Source organism: Thiobacter subterraneus, from assembly GCF_055379455.1.
This window is the reverse complement of sequence record NZ_AP042402.1, coordinates 390769-405679: the sequence shown is the minus strand read 5'-3', so window position 1 is coordinate 405679 and position 14911 is coordinate 390769. Positions and strand designations below refer to the sequence as shown.

The window sequence follows — 14911 nt, the reverse complement described above, 5'->3', positions numbered from 1 at the left end:
CGCTTGCGCTTATGTGATGCGCAGGGAAAGATCCACGGCGCGCACGTTCTTGGTGAGACTGCCCACGGAAATACGGTCCACCCCGGTTTCGGCCACCGCCCGCACGTTGTCCAGGGTGATTCCGCCGGAGGCCTCGAGTGCCGCCCGGCCTGCCGTCATGCGCACCGCCGTGCGCAGGTCCTCCAGGGAAAAATTGTCCAGCAGTATCAGACGGGCCCCTGCTTCGATGGCCTGTTCCAGTTCGGCCAGATTCTCCACCTCGATCTGCACCGGCACGCCCGGCGGGGCCAGCCGCCGCGCCGCCGCCAGCACCTCGCGGATGCCCCCCGCCGCGGCGATGTGGTTCTCCTTGATGAGAATCCCGTCGAACAGCCCCACGCGCTGATTGACGCCGCCGCCCACCCTTACCGCGTACTTCTCCGCGATACGCAGGCCCGGCAAAGTTTTGCGGGTATCCATGATCACTGCGCGCGTGCCGCGCACGGCCTCCACGTAGCGCCGCGTGGCGGTCGCCACGGCGGAAAGCGTCTGCAGAAAATTGAGGGCCGGCCGCTCGGCGGAGAGCAGGGCGCGCGCCAAACCCTCGATCTCGCACAGCACGCTGCCGGCAGCGACCGCCGCGCCTTCCCGGGCCTTCCAGCGGAAGCCGACGCTGTCATCCAGCCGGCGGAAACAGGCTTCGAACCAGGGCAGCCCGCACAGGATCGCGTCCTCGCGCGTGACCAGGGTGGCCACGGCGCGCCGGTCGGCGGGAATGAGCAAAGCGGTGAGGTCGCCGCTGCCCAGGTCTTCGGCCAGGGCGGCGCTGACATTGGCCTCGATGGCCCTTTCAAGGTCGGCTTCGGTCATGGCAGTGGATTGTAGCGCCAATCGCCATTGAACCCGGATGGTCCATTGGGCCGGCACATGCTGGCAGCCTGCCTGGAGTCGGTGCGAATGCAGGGGCGGCCATCGGGAGGCCCTGCGTGGGTTGAAATCCGGTCCCCGCCCCCTATATTGGGAGCAATCCCAAAAATTCCGAAAGGACATCCATGCGTTTCGACAAACTCACGACCAAGTTCCAGCAGGCCTTCGCCGACGCCCAGAGCATGGCGGTGGGCAACGACAATCCTTACATCGAGCCCCAGCACCTGCTCCTGGCCCTGCTCAACCAGGAGGACGGCAGTGTGGCGTCCATTCTGCAGCGGGCGGGCGCCAACGTGTCGGCGCTGCGCGCGAGCCTGCAGGCGTCCATCAACCGCCTGCCCAAGGTGGAGGGCCATGGGGGCGAGGTCAACATTTCCCGCGACCTCAACAACCTGCTCAACCTCACCGACCGCGAGGCGCAGAAACGCGGCGACCAGTACATTGCCTCGGAAATGTTCCTGCTCGCAGCGCTCGAGGACAAGGGTGACACCGGCCGCGCCCTGAAGGATGCCGGTGCCAGCCGTGCCGCGGTCGAAAAAGCCATTGATGCCATCAGAGGAGGTGAAACCGTGCAGAATCCGGAAGCCGAGGGCGCGCGCGAAGCCCTGAAGAAATACACCATCGACCTCACCGAACGTGCCCGCCAGGGCAAGCTGGATCCGGTGATCGGGCGCGACGACGAGATCCGCCGCACCATACAGATCCTGCAGCGGCGCACCAAGAACAATCCGGTGCTAATCGGTGAGCCCGGCGTGGGCAAGACTGCTATCGTGGAAGGCCTGGCCCAGCGCATCGTCAACGGCGAGGTGCCGGAAACCCTCAAGAACAAGCGCGTGCTGTCCCTGGACATGGCGGGTCTGCTGGCGGGTGCGAAATACCGCGGTGAGTTCGAGGAGCGCCTGAAAGCGGTGCTCAAGGAAATCGCCCAGGAAGAGGGGCGCATCATCCTGTTCATCGACGAGATCCACACCCTGGTGGGGGCGGGCAAGGCGGAGGGCGCGATCGACGCCGGCAACATGCTCAAGCCGGCGCTCGCCCGGGGCGAGCTGCACTGCATCGGCGCCACCACCCTGGATGAATACCGCAAATACATCGAGAAGGATCCGGCGCTGGAGCGCCGCTTCCAGAAGGTGCTGGTGGACGAGCCTTCGGTGGAGGACACCATCGCCATCCTGCGCGGTCTCCAGGAAAAGTACGAGGTTCATCACGGGGTGGAGATCACCGACCCCGCCATCGTGGCAGCGGCGGAGCTGTCCCATCGCTACATCACCGACCGCTTCCTGCCGGACAAGGCCATCGACCTGATCGACGAGGCGGCTGCGCGCATCAAAATGGAGATCGACTCCAAGCCGGAGGCGATGGACAAGCTGGAGCGGCGCCTGATCCAGCTCAAGATCGAGCGGGAGGCGGTGCGCAAGGAAAAAGACGAGGCCTCGCAAAAGCGGCTCGCCCTGCTCGAGGAGGAGATCCGCAAGCTGGAGAAGGAATATTCCGACCTCGAGGAAATCTGGAAGGCGGAAAAGGCCATGGTGCAGGGCACCCAGCACATCAAGGAAGAGATCGAGCGCCTGCGCGCCGAGATGGCCGATCTGCAGCGCAAGGGACAGCTGGACAAGGTGGCGGAGATCCAGTACGGCAAGCTGCCGCAGCTGGAAGCCCAGCTCAGGCAGGCCGAGGCCGCCGGCAGCGAGAAACGCAAGTTCAAGCTGCTGCGCACCCAGGTGGGCGCGGAAGAAATCGCCGAGGTGGTGTCGCGCATGACCGGCATTCCCGTGGCGAAGATGCTCCAGGGCGAGCGCGACAAGCTGCTGCACATGGAAGAGGCCCTGCACGAACGGGTGGTGGGCCAGGACGAGGCAGTGCGCGTGGTGTCGGATGCCATCCGCCGTTCCCGCTCGGGCCTGTCCGATCCCAACCGGCCCTATGGCTCGTTCCTCTTCCTGGGCCCCACCGGCGTGGGCAAGACCGAGCTGTGCAAGGCGCTGGCGGCCTTCCTGTTCGATTCCGAGGACCACCTCATCCGCATCGACATGTCGGAGTACATGGAGAAGCATTCGGTGGCCCGGCTGATCGGCGCGCCTCCCGGCTACGTGGGTTACGAGGAGGGCGGCTATCTCACCGAGCAGGTGCGGCGCAAGCCCTACAGCGTGATCCTGCTGGACGAGGTGGAGAAAGCCCATCCGGACGTGTTCAATGTGCTGCTGCAGGTGCTGGATGACGGGCGTCTCACGGATGGACAGGGACGCACGGTGGACTTCCGCAACACGGTGATCGTCATGACGTCCAACCTGGGCAGCCAGATGATCCAGCAAATGGCGGGGGACGATTACCAGGTGATCAAGCTCGCGGTGCTGGCAGAGGTGAAGAACTATTTCCGCCCGGAGTTCATCAACCGCATCGACGAGGTGGTCGTGTTCCATCCCCTCGGCGAGGAGCACATCAAGTCCATTGCCCGGATTCAGCTTGGCTACCTGTCCAAGCGGCTGGCGGCCATGGACATGGGGCTGGAGGTCACGGATGCGGCGCTGGCAGAAATCGCCAAGGCCGGCTTCGACCCGGTGTATGGCGCACGGCCTCTCAAGCGCGCGATCCAGACCCGCATCGAAAACCCGCTGGCGAAGGAAATCCTGGCGGGGCATTTCGGGCCCAAGGATGTGGTCCGGGTGGATGTCCGGGGCGGCGAGATCGTGTTCGAGAAGGGCAGCCTCGCCCAGGCCGCCTGATGGCTTGGGCAGAAACGCCCGGTGGCTTGAGCCACCGGGCGTTTCTTTTTTCGGGGCTACTGCACCACGCTGCGCGCCGCGGCCTCGCCGCTGCCCTGCAGGGGGCCGAGGGGATTGCGGTTTTCCTCGTGTTCCTTGATGACCGGTTGGCCGCCCGTGAGCTTATAGATCACCTTGCCGTCCCGGATCAGCAGCAGTCCCGTGAAATGCCAGCCGGTGACGTCCACCTTGCGCTCGAAGTTGAGGAAATCCGCCAGGAAGCTGCCGTAGCGGCGGCGCTGGATCACCCGCTGGCTGACCTCCAGGCCGTAACAGGCCGTCTTGGCGGCGATGCATTCGCGCACGCCGCGATCCAGATCATCCGGATTGGAGGCCGGGCTGGGCAGGAAGCGGCGCAGCACGTCGGCGTAGTTGAGCAGGGTCAGATTGGGCGTGCTGCCCGGCACGATGCCCAGCTGGCGCAGGCCCTCCACGTCGGTCTGATAGGGAATGATGCGTTCGAAGGCCGCCTCGGCCTCCTGGTAGCTCTTCCAGGGACCGTGGACGATGCTTTCGCCCTTGGGCAGCAGGGCGCTGCAACCGGCGAGCAGGCACAGGGCAAGCCAGGCGGGGTTTCTCATGGCGTGTTTCGCGGCTTGGAATGGCGCGATGTTAACATGGGCTCCCGAGGGACGTCGGTCGGCCGCTTCCCGCAGTACAATCGCGCCATGCGCCAGGCCAGTCATGTCATCGAGGTTGCCACCCGGGGCAAGGGGCTTTATGCCTGCACCGAGCCGGTCCTGCGCTGGGTGCGGGGCACGGGCATCGGGTCCGGGCTGCTCACTCTCTACATCCGCCACACGTCGGCCAGCCTGCTCATCCAGGAGAACTACGACCCGGACGTGCAGACCGATCTTGCGCGCTTCTTCGCGCGCCTGGTGCCGGACGGCGATCCCCTGTTCCAGCACGTAATCGAGGGGCCGGACGACATGCCCGCCCACGTGCGCGCCGCACTCACCCAGACCAGCCTGTCCATCCCCGTGGCGGACGGCGCGCCGGTGCTGGGCACCTGGCAGGGCATCTACGTGTTCGAGCACCGCAGCGCGCCCCAGCGCCGGCAGGTGGTGCTGCATCTGCTGGGGGAATGAGCATGGACCAGCGACTCGCGGGGTGGCTGGCGGATCAGCCGGATCGCTATCCCCACGCCCTGGCGCGGGACTATCCCCGCATCCTGGAACGCATCGTGGAGCTGTGGGGTACGGAAGCCTGCGATGCCTATCTTGCCGAGCTGGCGGTGGCCGATACGGAAACCCGCCAGGGCTTTCCACCGGAGGTGGCGCGGGAGATCCTGCGCCTGTCCCTGGCCCACGAGCGCTGGCGGTCGCGGCAGGCGGAGATCACCGATCCCTGGGCCCATGAGCGGCCCATGGACGACGCGGAGCGCGCGCGTTTCCTGGAGGACCTCGCCCGGCGCGGCGAAGCCTTTGTCCCCGACGCCCTGTTCCGTCGGGTGGAGGCGGGGCAGACCCATGAGGTGCTGCTGTTCCTGCGCGCCGGCATGGATGTGGACGTGCGCCGCGCCGATGAATGGACGCCCCTCATGGTGGCCCTGTTCAACGGCCGCGAGGAGACCGCGCTGCTCTTGCTCTCCCGCGGCGCCAGCGTGCGCGCCCGGGACCGGCATGGCTACGAGCCCCTGCACTGGGCGGCCCTCAACGGCTATGAGCGTGCCACGCTGTTCATCCTCAACAAGGGCGCAGACCCCAATGCCATGACCGACTACGGCTTCACGCCGCTGATGCAGGCGGCAAGCCGCGGCCATCTGGCCATCGTGCAGATGCTGGTGCAGCGCGGTGCGCTGGTGAACCAGGCCGGCCACGAGGGTTTCACGCCCCTGCACAAGGCATGTGCCAACGGCCATCTGGAAGTGGTGCGCTTTCTGCTTGGGCGCGGTGCCGACCGCAGGGCCACCACGCGGGCGGGTGACACACCCGTGACCCTGGCGCGCAAGACACGGCGCGACGACATCCTGGCGCTTCTGCAAGACTGAAGGAGACCCCCATGCACGTGACCCTGGTCCATGTCCATGTCAAGCCGGAACACGTGGCGGATTTCATCGCCGCCACCCGGGAGAACCATCTGGGCAGCGTGGCCGAGCCCGGCAACCTGCGCTTCGATGTGCTCCAGCAGGCGGACGATCCCACCCGCTTCGTGCTGTTCGAGGTGTTCCGCGACGCCGAGGCGGCCGCGGCCCACAAGCAGACGGCCCACTATCTCAGGTGGCGTGATACCGTGGCGCCCTGGATGGCGGAGCCCCGCCAGGGGGTGGCCCATCGTCTGCTCTTCCCGGAGGCAATTGCGTCATGAATTTCGCGCCCTTTTCCATTTCGCGCCTGCCCCGCATCGAGTTCGGGGCGGGCGTGTTCGCCCGGGTGCCGGCGCTCGCCGCGCGTTTCGGCCGCCGTGCCCTGGTCGTCACCGGCGGCCAATCCCTGGAGGCGGCGGGCCACTGGGAACGGTTGGAGGCTGGCCTGAAGGAGGCGGGAGTGACCTGGCAGCGTCTGACCGTCACCGGGGAACCCTCGCCCCAGCTGGTGGACGAGGCGGTGGCGCGTTTCCGCGGGGAGGCGGTGGACGTGGTGCTGGGCATCGGCGGCGGCAGCGTGCTGGATGCCGCCAAGGCCATCGCCGGGCTACTCAAGCCCGGCAATTCCGTGCTGGACCATCTGGAGGGCGTGGGGCCGGAAAAACCCTACCAGGGGCCTGCCACCCCCTTCATCGCCGTACCCACCACGGCGGGCACCGGCTCCGAGGCCACCAAGAATGCCGTGCTCTCGGTGCGCGGTGAGAACGGTTACAAAAAATCCTTCCGCGACGAGAAGCTGGTGGCGGAATACGCGGTGGTGGATCCGGACCTGCTCGCATCCTGCCCGCCGGAACTGATCGCCGCCAACGGCATGGATGCCCTGACCCAGCTTCTGGAGAGCTTCGTGTCGCTCAAGGCCAACCCCTTCACCGATGCGCTCGCCTTAAGCGGCCTCACCGCGGCGCGCGATGGTCTGCTGCAATGGTATGAGGGCGGCCCGCGGGCGGCCGAGGGCCGCGCCAAGATGGCCTATGCCGCCCTGGTGTCCGGCATCACCCTGGCCCAGGCGGGGCTGGGCTCGGTGCACGGGCTGGCTTCGCCCCTGGGGGCCTTCTTTCCCATTCCTCATGGCGTGGTGTGCGGTACCCTGGTGGCGGAGGCCACGCGCGCCAACATCGACATCATGGAAAAGCGCGACCCGGAGAATCCCGCGCTGGTGAAATACGCCCAGGCCGGCCGCCTGTTCCGCAACAAGACCCATCTGGAGCCGGTGGGGGCGCGGGTGTTCCTGGTGCACAGCCTCACGGAGCTCACGCGCGCCCTCAATCTGCCGCGCCTGTCCGCCTATGGCGTGACCGAGGCCGACCTGCCCCGCATCGTCGCCCATTGTCGGGGCTCCAGCATGAAGACCAACCCCATCGTGCTCACGGACGATGAGGTGCGCGACATTCTCGTGAAGCGTCTGTGACCGGACGGTGGGCCGACGCCCCTGTCACCCCTTCGACGCGCCGCTTTCGCGGCGTTTTCTCCTCCGATTCAGAAACACTATAGGAATCAGCATGATGCCGGCATGCGGGACGCTGGCACGGTGCTTGCAAAAGCCGGGTTGCAAGCATCACTGCCAGAAGAGGAGGGATCAATCCATGAATCAGGACCAGACCATCCCGGCCGTGGCCGTCAGCGTGACCGAAGCCGAGGACGGCGAACGGATACGGGTGGATTTCGGCGGCACGGCGCTCCATCTCACCCCGCAGGAGGCCCGTGCCCTGGCTTCGCAGCTCATCCAGACCGTGTATCAGGCCGAGGTGAAGACCAGCCTGAAACGCACCCAGGTGCGTGATCTCAGCCCCGCTTCGCGGCGGGTGGTGGAAGGCAACTTCCCCGGTCTGCGTCCCCAGCCTGCGCGCCAATGACCCCATCGGCCGTGCGGCCGGGGGGGCAAGGCTGTGCGATAATTCGTTGCCTGTCCTGCCTCTGCCGTCCCCATGGCCGACAAACTCGCCATCATGCTCCTGCACACGGACCCGGAACAGCCCCATCTGTGTGGCACGCCCTTCTTCCAGGCCGCGACCGCGGCCGCCATGGGGTTCGAGGTGGAGATCTTTTTTGCCAGCCGGGCGGCGCGCCTGGTGGTGGCGGGCGTGGCGGATGCCATCTACCCCTCGGACAACCGCAGCAAGTCCGTGTATGGCTTCATGAGGGATGCCGCCGAGCTGGGTGTGAAATTCTATGTCTGCAACGGCTCCCTCAACGCCCTGGGCATCACGCGCGAGCAAATGATTCCCGAAGTGACGGGGCTGGCGGGCGGGACGACCTTCATCTCCCGCGTCATGGATGATGACTGGCGCACCATCACCTACTGAGGGCAGCGCCGTCAGGACGAACCTTCCCGGGCGGGCGCATACGCCGCCGGCTCTTCTCCCGCCTCCACCTCGTTGACCTGGGCCCAGACCCGGATGAAGGCGGCTTCCAGTTCCTCCGTTGCGGTGCGCACGGCTTCCCATTCTCCCCTGCGTGCGGCCTGCTCCACTCTCTGCGCAAGCTGCTGCATGTCACGGGCCCCCACGTAGGCCGACGCGCCCTTGATCTCGTGGGCCTTGGCGGCGCAGGTGGCGGCATTTTCCCGCTGCGCCGCATCCGTCAGTGCCTGCAGCAGGGTCTGGGTGCTGGAGAGATAGAGGCTGAGCAACTCCTGCTCGGCGGCGCGGTCGTGCTTCATCATGTGCCGCACCTTGGCGAGATCGATGGCCTCGCCGGATGTGCCGGCATCGGTCGCGGGGGCCTGGACCGGCTGCTGCCACACCGGTACCCAGGCGCGCAGGGTTTCCTCGAGCTGGGGCAGTCGCACCGGCTTGACCAGGTAATCATCCATGCCCACCTCGATGCAGCGTGCTCGGGCTTCCGGGCGGGCATCGGCGGACATGGCGACGATGGGCGTGCGTCGCGGCTGGGGCAGGGTGAGTTCCCGATGCCGGATTTCGATGGTGGCTTCCAGCCCGTCCAGTTCCGGCATCTGGCAATCCATGAGGAGGAGGTCGTAGGGAATGCGCGCCATGGCTTCCACGGCCTCCCTGCCATTGGCCACCACGTCGGCGCGCACCCCCAGCTTGCGCAGCATGTGGCTGACCACCTTCTGGTTGACCACGTTGTCCTCCGCAACCAACACGCGCACCGGCACGGAGCGTTCCCCCGGAGTGGGGCGGGCGGGGGCGGGCAGGGCAAAGCCCAGCAGTTCGCCCAGCAGGGCCTGCAGACGCGCCGTGCGCACCGGCTTGGGCAGATGCACGCGCCGTCCCGGTGCCAGCCAGGTTCGCCAGGCAGGCCGGGGGGCCATGCCCGTGAGCAGGATCTGGGCCAGTCCCGCCAGGGCGGGGTCCTGATCGAGGGCATGCAGCAGTTCCCCGCCGCTCTCCTCCAGGAGCTGGGCGTCGATTAGGACCACGCGGAAAGGCGTGCCGCGGTGCGCCGCCGCGCTCAATTTGGCGTAGGCGTCCACGCTGCCGGGGACGGCCTGCACCTGCATGCCCCAGTGGGCGAGCTGGCGCGCCAGCACTTCGCGCAGGCGGGTGTTGGGCACCGCGAGCAGGACCGGTACGTTGCGCAGGGCGGCCGGCGTTTCCGGCACCGGGGGGCCGGCTTGCCTGAGCCGGGCGGTGAACCAGAAGGTGCTGCCCACCCCCAGGGTGCTTTCCGCTCCCATGTCGCCCCCCATGAGCTGGGCGAGCTGGCGTGAGATGGCGAGTCCCAGACCGGTGCCGCCATACCGGCGTGTGGTGGAGCCATCCGCCTGGGAGAACGCCTGGAACAGGCGCTGCATGCCCTCCGGGCTGATGCCGATGCCGGCATCGCTCACCTCCACCCGCAGTTCCAGCTCGGTCTCGCTCACCGGGGTGAGGCGGCCGCGTACCAGCACGTCGCCGCGATGGGAAAACTTGATGGCATTGTCCACCAGGTTGATGAGGATCTGGCGCAGGCGTGCCGGATCGCCCAACACCTGCGCGGGCAGGTCGGGCGGCAGATCGCAGACGAGTTCCAGCCCCTTGGCATGGGCCCGCTCGCCGAACAGTTCCAGCGCCTCCTCCACGGTTTCGCGCAGGTCGAAGGGGACGATCTCCAGCTCCATGCGTCCCGCCTCGATCTTGGCGAAGTCGAGGATGTCATTGATGATGGTGAGCAGGGCTTCCGAGGACAAGCGGATGGTCTCGGCGTAATCCCGCTGTTCCGGATCCAGGCGGGAATCCAAAAGCAGGCCCACCATGCCGATGATGCCGTTCAGGGGGGTGCGGATCTCGTGGCTGACGTTGGCCACGAACTGGGACTTGACGCGCGAGGCTTCCAGCGCGGCGTCGTAGGCGGCACGCAGGCGCGCCTCGTTTTCCTTGCGCTCCGTGATGTCGCGCATGATGGCCTGCACCACCACCTTGTCGTCCAAAGTCATGGCGTGCAGCGCGATCTCCACGGGAAACACGCGCCCGTCGCGGGTCCGGCCCAGCCACTCGAACTGGCAGTGGCCTTCGCGCATGGCCTTCTCGATCTGGCGCATGCCGTACTCGCCGGAGGGCGTGCCGTCCGCCTGGCTGGGCGGTCCCAGCTCGGCCGGGGTGGTGCGGCAGAAGGCTTCCACGCTGTCGTAGCCGAACATGGTGAGGGTGGCGGGATTGCAGTCGATGAACCGGCCGTCGGCCACCAGCACGATGCCGTCGGAATTGGTGGTGAACAGGGTCTTGTACTTCACCTGCTCGCGCACGATCTGCTGGGTCTGCTGGCTGATGCGGCGCACCACCCAGCCCGACACGGCGATGCCCAGCAGCACCAGACTGGTGCCCAGGGCGATCATGAGCCACACGGTGTGGCGGTAGGCCTGGGCGGCTTCCTCCGCCGCCCGCCGGCTGGCCTGGCGCTGCAGATCCACCATGGCCTCCAGTTGCGCCACCAACTGCTGCTGGGAGGGAATCGCGTCCTGTCGCAGGATGCGCAGGGCCGCCTCCTGCTCGTCGTTCATGGCGTGCTCGATGCCGCTCACCACCTTGGGCTGGGCCACGTTGGCCAGGGTGCGGATGCGTTCCAGCACGGCCTTTTCCTCTCGGCTCGAGGCGAGGCGGTCCAGCTTCTGACGGGCGTTGTTGAACTGGATGCCGTATTCGTAGAAGCGCTGCAGCGCCTCCTCCCGCTCAAAGGGATCGGGAGCGATGACGATGCTGTGCATGGTGATGATGCGCTGGCGCAGGGCATCGCGCATGGCGGTGGCGAGCTCCACCTTGGCGTTGTTCTCGTTGACGATGCGCTCCAGGTGGCCGTTGATGGACGCCATCTCGCGCAGGCCGACCACGGCCAGAGACACCATCAGCGTCAGCACCAGGGCAAAGCCGGCGGCGACGCTGACGGCCATGCGGTTGGAAAACAGACGCGCGGGCTTCACCATCGGCAGGACTTGCGCGGGATTGCGGGCCGGGCCCGCGGGAAGTCCATTATATGCGCTTGAACGCGACCACGTGGTCCACGTCGAGACGGATGCCGATCTTCTCGCCCAGGGCGTGGTCGTGGTGGCTGGGCACCAGGGAGAGGGCCGTGCCCCCGCTGGGCAGGCGCAGGGTGTAGAGGATGCTGGCGCCCCGGAAGGCCTTGTGCACCACTTCCGCGAGGAGCGGGCTGGCGTCGTCGTGGACGATGTCGTCGGGACGGATCAGCACGTCCACCGGGCAGCCCCTGCTGCATTCGCTGGGGAAAGACCCATCCAGGATGCCCAATTCGATCTCGATCTGATGGGAGTTGAGCACCGTGCCCGGGAGGAACACGCCCTGGCCAATGAAGTCGGCGACGAACCGGGTCGCCGGCTGGTGGTACAGCCGGTAGGCCGTGTCCCATTGCTGGATGCGGCCTTCGTGCATGACCCCGATCTCGTCGGCCATGGCAAAGGCTTCCTGCTGGTCGTGGGTGACCAGGATGGCGGTCATGCCCTCATGCTTGAGGATCTGGCGCAGTTCCAGGCCGAGGCGCTCGCGCAGCTCCACGTCCAGGTTGGAGAAGGGCTCGTCCAGGAGCAGCAGTTCGGGACGCGGCGCGAGCGCCCGGGCCAGCGCCACCCGCTGCTGCTGGCCGCCGGACAGCTCGTGGGGATGGGCCCGGGCATGCGCCGTGAGGCCCACCAGTTCCATGAGCTCCCGCACACGCGCCTGCCGCGCGGCGGCAGGCCAGCGGTAAAGACCGAAGGCGATGTTCTGTTCCACGCTCAGGTGGGGAAACAGGGCGTAGTCCTGGAACACCATGCCCACCTTTCGCCGCTCCGGCGGCAGTGTGCGGTCGGGTTGGCTCACCACGCTGCCGTCGATCAGGATCTCGCCGGCGCTGACGTCCTCGAAGCCGGCGATGAGGCGCAGCACCGTGGTCTTGCCGCAGCCGCTGGGGCCCAGCAGACAGCCGATGCTGCCGCGCGCCAGATGGAAGGACAGACCCTCCACCACCACCGTGGTGCCAAAGCGCTTGCCGACTTCCCTGAGTTCGAGCTGGGCCGCCATGTTCAGCGCTCCGTTTGGCGCGTGAGCAGGATCACGGGCACGAGACCGGCCAGCACCAGAGCCACCGCGGGCAGGGCGGCCCGCTCCCATTCCCCTTCCGATGTCATTTCGAAGATGCGCGTGGCCAGGGTGTCCCAACCGAAGGGACGGGTCATAAGGGTGATGGGCATTTCCTTCATCACGTCCACGAACACGAGGAGCACGGCGGTGAGCATGCCGCCCCGCAGCAGGGGCAGATGCACCCTGGCGAGCAGCTGGCGCGTGGTGAGGCCGAAGCTGCGCGCCGCCTCGTCCATGCTGGGGGTGACGCGCTGCAGGGCTGCGCCCACGGGTTCATGGGCCACCGCCAGGAAGCGCACCAGATAGGCCGACAGCATGGCCAGCAGGGTGCCCGACAACAGCGGCCCGGCCTCGCGGCCCAGGATTTCGCCCATGAAGGCGACAAAGGCGCGGTCGAACCAGGCGATGGGCAGATAGATGCCAATGGCCAGCACTGCGCCCGGCACGGCATAGCCCAGGGTGGCGATGCGGACCAGGAGGTTCATCAGGGTGTCCGGGTGGCGCCGGCGCGCATAGGCGAGCAGCAGCGCCACGCCGGCGATCATCAGGGCGGCGCTGCCCGCGAGCAGGAGGGAGCGCGCGAGATAGCCCCAGTAACGGCTGTCCAGGTCACGCACCGCCACCTCCAGCGCCCACAGGGCGAGCTGTCCCACGGGAACCAGGAAGGCGGCGGCCAGTATCGCGCCGCACAACAGGGTCGCGCCCCAGCGGGCCGCCCCGCGCAGGACGATGCGCTCCCGGCCCTGGGCGGCCCGTCCCGCCTGGGTGTAGCGCATGCCGGCCCGCATGTGCTGCTCCACGAGCAGCACCCCCAGCACGATGAGCATGAGCACCGAGGCGAGCTGGGCGGCCGCCGGCAGGGAGAACAGGCTGTACCAGGCCTTGTAGATGCCGGTGGTGAAGGTGTCGTAATTGAATACCGCCACGGTGCCGAAATCCGCCAGGGTTTCCATGGCCACCAGGGCCACGCCACCGGCGATCCAGGGCCGCGCCATGGGCAGGGCGATGCGCAGGAAGCCCCGGCGGCGGTCGAGCCCCAGGCTCTGCCCCACTTCCAGCGCCCGCCGTCCCTGGCTCAGAAAGGCATTGCGCGCCAGCAGATAGACGTAGGGGTAGAGGGCGAGGGTGAGCGCCAGGGCCACACCGCCGCCGGAGCGGATGGGGGGCAGGCGCAGGTCGGGACCGAACGCCTCACGCAGCAGGGTCTGCACCGGCCCCGTGAAATCCAGCAGGCCCACCAGTACGAAGCCCGTGACGTAGGCGGGCACCGCCAGGGGCAGCATCAGGCTCCAGGAAAACAGGCGGCGCCCGGGAAATTCGCACACCGCCGTGAGCCAGGCGAGCGCCGTGCCCAGCAGGGCGGTGGCCAGGCTCACCCCGACGGTGAGCATGAGGGTGTGGGCCACCAAATCGGCCAGCACGTTCTCCGCGAGATGCCGCCAGGTCTCCCGGTCCGGATGCAGCATGGCGGAAGCCACCACCAGCAGCGGGACGGCCACCAGCAGCGTGACCGCCACGGCGAACAGGCGCCAGGGAGGGAGAAGTTTCCGGGGGCGGAAAAAGGCAAAAGCGCCTTGCGGCGCTTTGGCCCCGGACAGGGCGTCGGGGGACATCGTGGCGTGTTATCGGTAACCGGCGCGGTCCATCAATTTTACGGCTGCCGCCTGGAGCTCACCAGCCTTGGCGACGTTGATGGGATTGCGCTTGAACGTGCCCCAGGCGGCGACCACCGGATCCGGCTTGACGGCGGGGCTCACCGGATATTCCAGGTTGACGTCGGCGAACAGGTTCTGGGCGTCCGGGGAGGACAGCCACTCCAGCAGCCGGATGGCCCCTGTGCGGTTGCGGGCGAAGCGGGTGACGCCTGCGCCGGAAATGTTCACGTGGACCCCGGAACCCTGCTGGTTCGCCCAGAACAGTCCCAGGGGCAGACCGGGCTTCTTTTGCATCAGCCGGCCGTAATAGTAGGTGTTGCCGATGCCCACATCACACTGGCCGGCGGCGATGGCCTCCATCATCTTGGTATCGTCCGGGAAGGGATCGGTGGCGAGATTGGCCACCCAGCCGCGCACGATCTGCTCCGTTTTGGCTTCACCGTGCTCGGCGATCATCATGGCCACCAGGGACTGGTTGTACACCTTTTTCGAGGTACGCAGGCACAGGCGGCCCTTCCATTTCGGGTTGGCGAGATCCTCGTAGGTGGCAAGCTCCTCGGGCCGCACCCGCGCCGGGTTGTAAACGATGGTGCGGGCGCGCACCGACAGGCCGAACCAGCGTTTGCCGGGGTCGCGCAGGCTCGCGGGGATGTTGCGCTCCAGCACCGGCGAATCCACCGCCTGCAGCACGCCTTCCTGCGCCGCCTGCCAGAGATTGCCTGCGTCCACCGTGAGGAGGAGATCGGCCGGCGTGTTGGCGCCCTCTGCCTTGAGGCGCGCCAGCAGCGGCCCTTCCTTGTCCGTGATGAATTTGACCTGCACCCCCGTGGCGCGGGTGTAGGCATCGAACACGGGCTTGATGAGCTGCTCGTTGCGCGCGGAATACACCACCACTTCCTCCGCCCGGGCAGGGGCGAGGGCGGCGGCGAGCAGCGTCAGGGAGAAAAGGATGCGCAAAAACATGAACTTGACCTCCGGGTGGGAAAC

13 protein-coding genes are annotated in these 14911 nt (G+C 67.3%); 7 read left to right on the top strand and 6 right to left on the bottom strand.

Annotation, left to right across the window (positions count from 1 at the left end; translation table 11 throughout):
- Positions 1–9: 9 nt before the first annotated feature.
- Positions 10–849, bottom strand: coding sequence for a carboxylating nicotinate-nucleotide diphosphorylase (gene nadC / locus ACZ42P_RS02180; protein WP_464898470.1), 840 nt, complete (start codon positions 847–849; stop codon positions 10–12).
- Positions 850–1031: 182 nt separating this feature from the next.
- On the opposite strand from nadC, the gene clpB reads away from it, so the two are divergent.
- Positions 1032–3629: an ATP-dependent chaperone ClpB gene (gene clpB, locus ACZ42P_RS02175; RefSeq protein WP_464898469.1), complete on the top strand. Its 2598-nt coding sequence runs from the start codon at positions 1032–1034 to the stop codon at positions 3627–3629.
- 56 nt (positions 3630–3685) lie between these two features.
- Here the strand turns inward: clpB and ACZ42P_RS02170 are convergent, their stop codons facing one another.
- The gene (locus ACZ42P_RS02170) at positions 3686–4249 is read right to left on the bottom strand and encodes a hypothetical protein (RefSeq protein WP_464898468.1); all 564 of its coding nucleotides are present in this window, start codon (positions 4247–4249) and stop codon (positions 3686–3688) included.
- 87 nt (positions 4250–4336) lie between these two features.
- On the opposite strand from ACZ42P_RS02170, the gene ACZ42P_RS02165 reads away from it, so the two are divergent.
- The 6 genes from ACZ42P_RS02165 to ACZ42P_RS02140 all read left to right on the top strand — a co-directional run bounded on the left by ACZ42P_RS02165 (position 4337) and on the right by ACZ42P_RS02140 (position 8057).
- The gene (locus ACZ42P_RS02165; RefSeq protein WP_464898467.1) at positions 4337–4756 is read left to right on the top strand and encodes a secondary thiamine-phosphate synthase enzyme YjbQ; all 420 of its coding nucleotides are present in this window, start codon (positions 4337–4339) and stop codon (positions 4754–4756) included.
- 2 nt (positions 4757–4758) lie between these two features.
- Entirely contained in the window at positions 4759–5658 is a 900-nt protein-coding gene (locus ACZ42P_RS02160) for an ankyrin repeat domain-containing protein (protein WP_464898466.1), read from the top strand.
- 11 nt (positions 5659–5669) lie between these two features.
- Positions 5670–5975 (top strand): antibiotic biosynthesis monooxygenase, encoded by a 306-nt coding sequence (locus ACZ42P_RS02155; protein ID WP_464898465.1) that lies wholly within the window; start codon positions 5670–5672, stop codon positions 5973–5975.
- A complete protein-coding gene (locus ACZ42P_RS02150) occupies positions 5972–7162 on the top strand; it encodes an iron-containing alcohol dehydrogenase (protein WP_464898464.1) in 1191 nt (396 codons plus the stop codon). Before ACZ42P_RS02155 ends, ACZ42P_RS02150 begins: the two co-directional genes overlap by 4 nt.
- Before the next feature lie 175 nt (positions 7163–7337).
- On the top strand, positions 7338–7607 hold the full coding sequence (locus ACZ42P_RS02145) for a hypothetical protein (RefSeq protein WP_464898463.1): 270 nt from the start codon (positions 7338–7340) through the stop codon (positions 7605–7607).
- Positions 7608–7679: 72 nt separating this feature from the next.
- Positions 7680–8057 (top strand): DsrE family protein, encoded by a 378-nt coding sequence (locus ACZ42P_RS02140; RefSeq protein WP_464898462.1) that lies wholly within the window; start codon positions 7680–7682, stop codon positions 8055–8057.
- Positions 8058–8068: 11 nt separating this feature from the next.
- On the opposite strand, the gene ACZ42P_RS02135 is transcribed toward ACZ42P_RS02140, so the two are convergent.
- The 4 genes from ACZ42P_RS02135 to ACZ42P_RS02120 all read right to left on the bottom strand — a co-directional run bounded on the left by ACZ42P_RS02135 (position 8069) and on the right by ACZ42P_RS02120 (position 14887).
- Complete coding sequence (locus ACZ42P_RS02135; RefSeq protein WP_464898461.1) at positions 8069–11116, bottom strand: hybrid sensor histidine kinase/response regulator; 3048 nt, start codon at positions 11114–11116, stop codon at positions 8069–8071.
- 46 nt (positions 11117–11162) lie between these two features.
- Positions 11163–12209 carry an ABC transporter ATP-binding protein gene (locus ACZ42P_RS02130; protein ID WP_464898460.1) on the bottom strand — a complete coding sequence of 349 codons (1047 nt, stop codon included), beginning with the start codon at positions 12207–12209 and terminating at the stop codon, positions 11163–11165.
- Between the two features lie 2 nt (positions 12210–12211).
- On the bottom strand, positions 12212–13786 hold the full coding sequence (locus ACZ42P_RS02125) for an ABC transporter permease (RefSeq protein WP_464898459.1): 1575 nt from the start codon (positions 13784–13786) through the stop codon (positions 12212–12214).
- Positions 13787–13891: 105 nt separating this feature from the next.
- Positions 13892–14887, bottom strand: coding sequence for a Fe(3+) ABC transporter substrate-binding protein (locus tag ACZ42P_RS02120; RefSeq protein WP_464898458.1), 996 nt, complete (start codon positions 14885–14887; stop codon positions 13892–13894).
- Positions 14888–14911 lie beyond the last annotated feature (24 nt).

Excerpts from the sequence above, each read along its gene's own strand:
- nadC (WP_464898470.1), bottom strand. The coding sequence starts at position 849 with ATGACCGAAGCCGACCTTGAAAGGGCCATCGAGGCCAATGTCAGCGCC.
- clpB (WP_464898469.1), top strand. The coding sequence starts at position 1,032 with ATGCGTTTCGACAAACTCACGACCAAGTTCCAGCAGGCCTTCGCCGAC.
- ACZ42P_RS02170 (WP_464898468.1), bottom strand. The coding sequence starts at position 4,249 with ATGAGAAACCCCGCCTGGCTTGCCCTGTGCCTGCTCGCCGGTTGCAGC.
- ACZ42P_RS02165 (WP_464898467.1), top strand. The coding sequence starts at position 4,337 with ATGCGCCAGGCCAGTCATGTCATCGAGGTTGCCACCCGGGGCAAGGGG.
- ACZ42P_RS02160 (WP_464898466.1), top strand. The coding sequence starts at position 4,759 with ATGGACCAGCGACTCGCGGGGTGGCTGGCGGATCAGCCGGATCGCTAT.
- ACZ42P_RS02155 (WP_464898465.1), top strand. The coding sequence starts at position 5,670 with ATGCACGTGACCCTGGTCCATGTCCATGTCAAGCCGGAACACGTGGCG.
- ACZ42P_RS02150 (WP_464898464.1), top strand. The coding sequence starts at position 5,972 with ATGAATTTCGCGCCCTTTTCCATTTCGCGCCTGCCCCGCATCGAGTTC.
- ACZ42P_RS02145 (WP_464898463.1), top strand. The coding sequence starts at position 7,338 with ATGAATCAGGACCAGACCATCCCGGCCGTGGCCGTCAGCGTGACCGAA.
- ACZ42P_RS02140 (WP_464898462.1), top strand. The coding sequence starts at position 7,680 with ATGGCCGACAAACTCGCCATCATGCTCCTGCACACGGACCCGGAACAG.
- ACZ42P_RS02135 (WP_464898461.1), bottom strand. The coding sequence starts at position 11,116 with ATGGTGAAGCCCGCGCGTCTGTTTTCCAACCGCATGGCCGTCAGCGTC.
- ACZ42P_RS02130 (WP_464898460.1), bottom strand. The coding sequence starts at position 12,209 with ATGGCGGCCCAGCTCGAACTCAGGGAAGTCGGCAAGCGCTTTGGCACC.
- ACZ42P_RS02120 (WP_464898458.1), bottom strand. The coding sequence starts at position 14,887 with ATGTTTTTGCGCATCCTTTTCTCCCTGACGCTGCTCGCCGCCGCCCTC.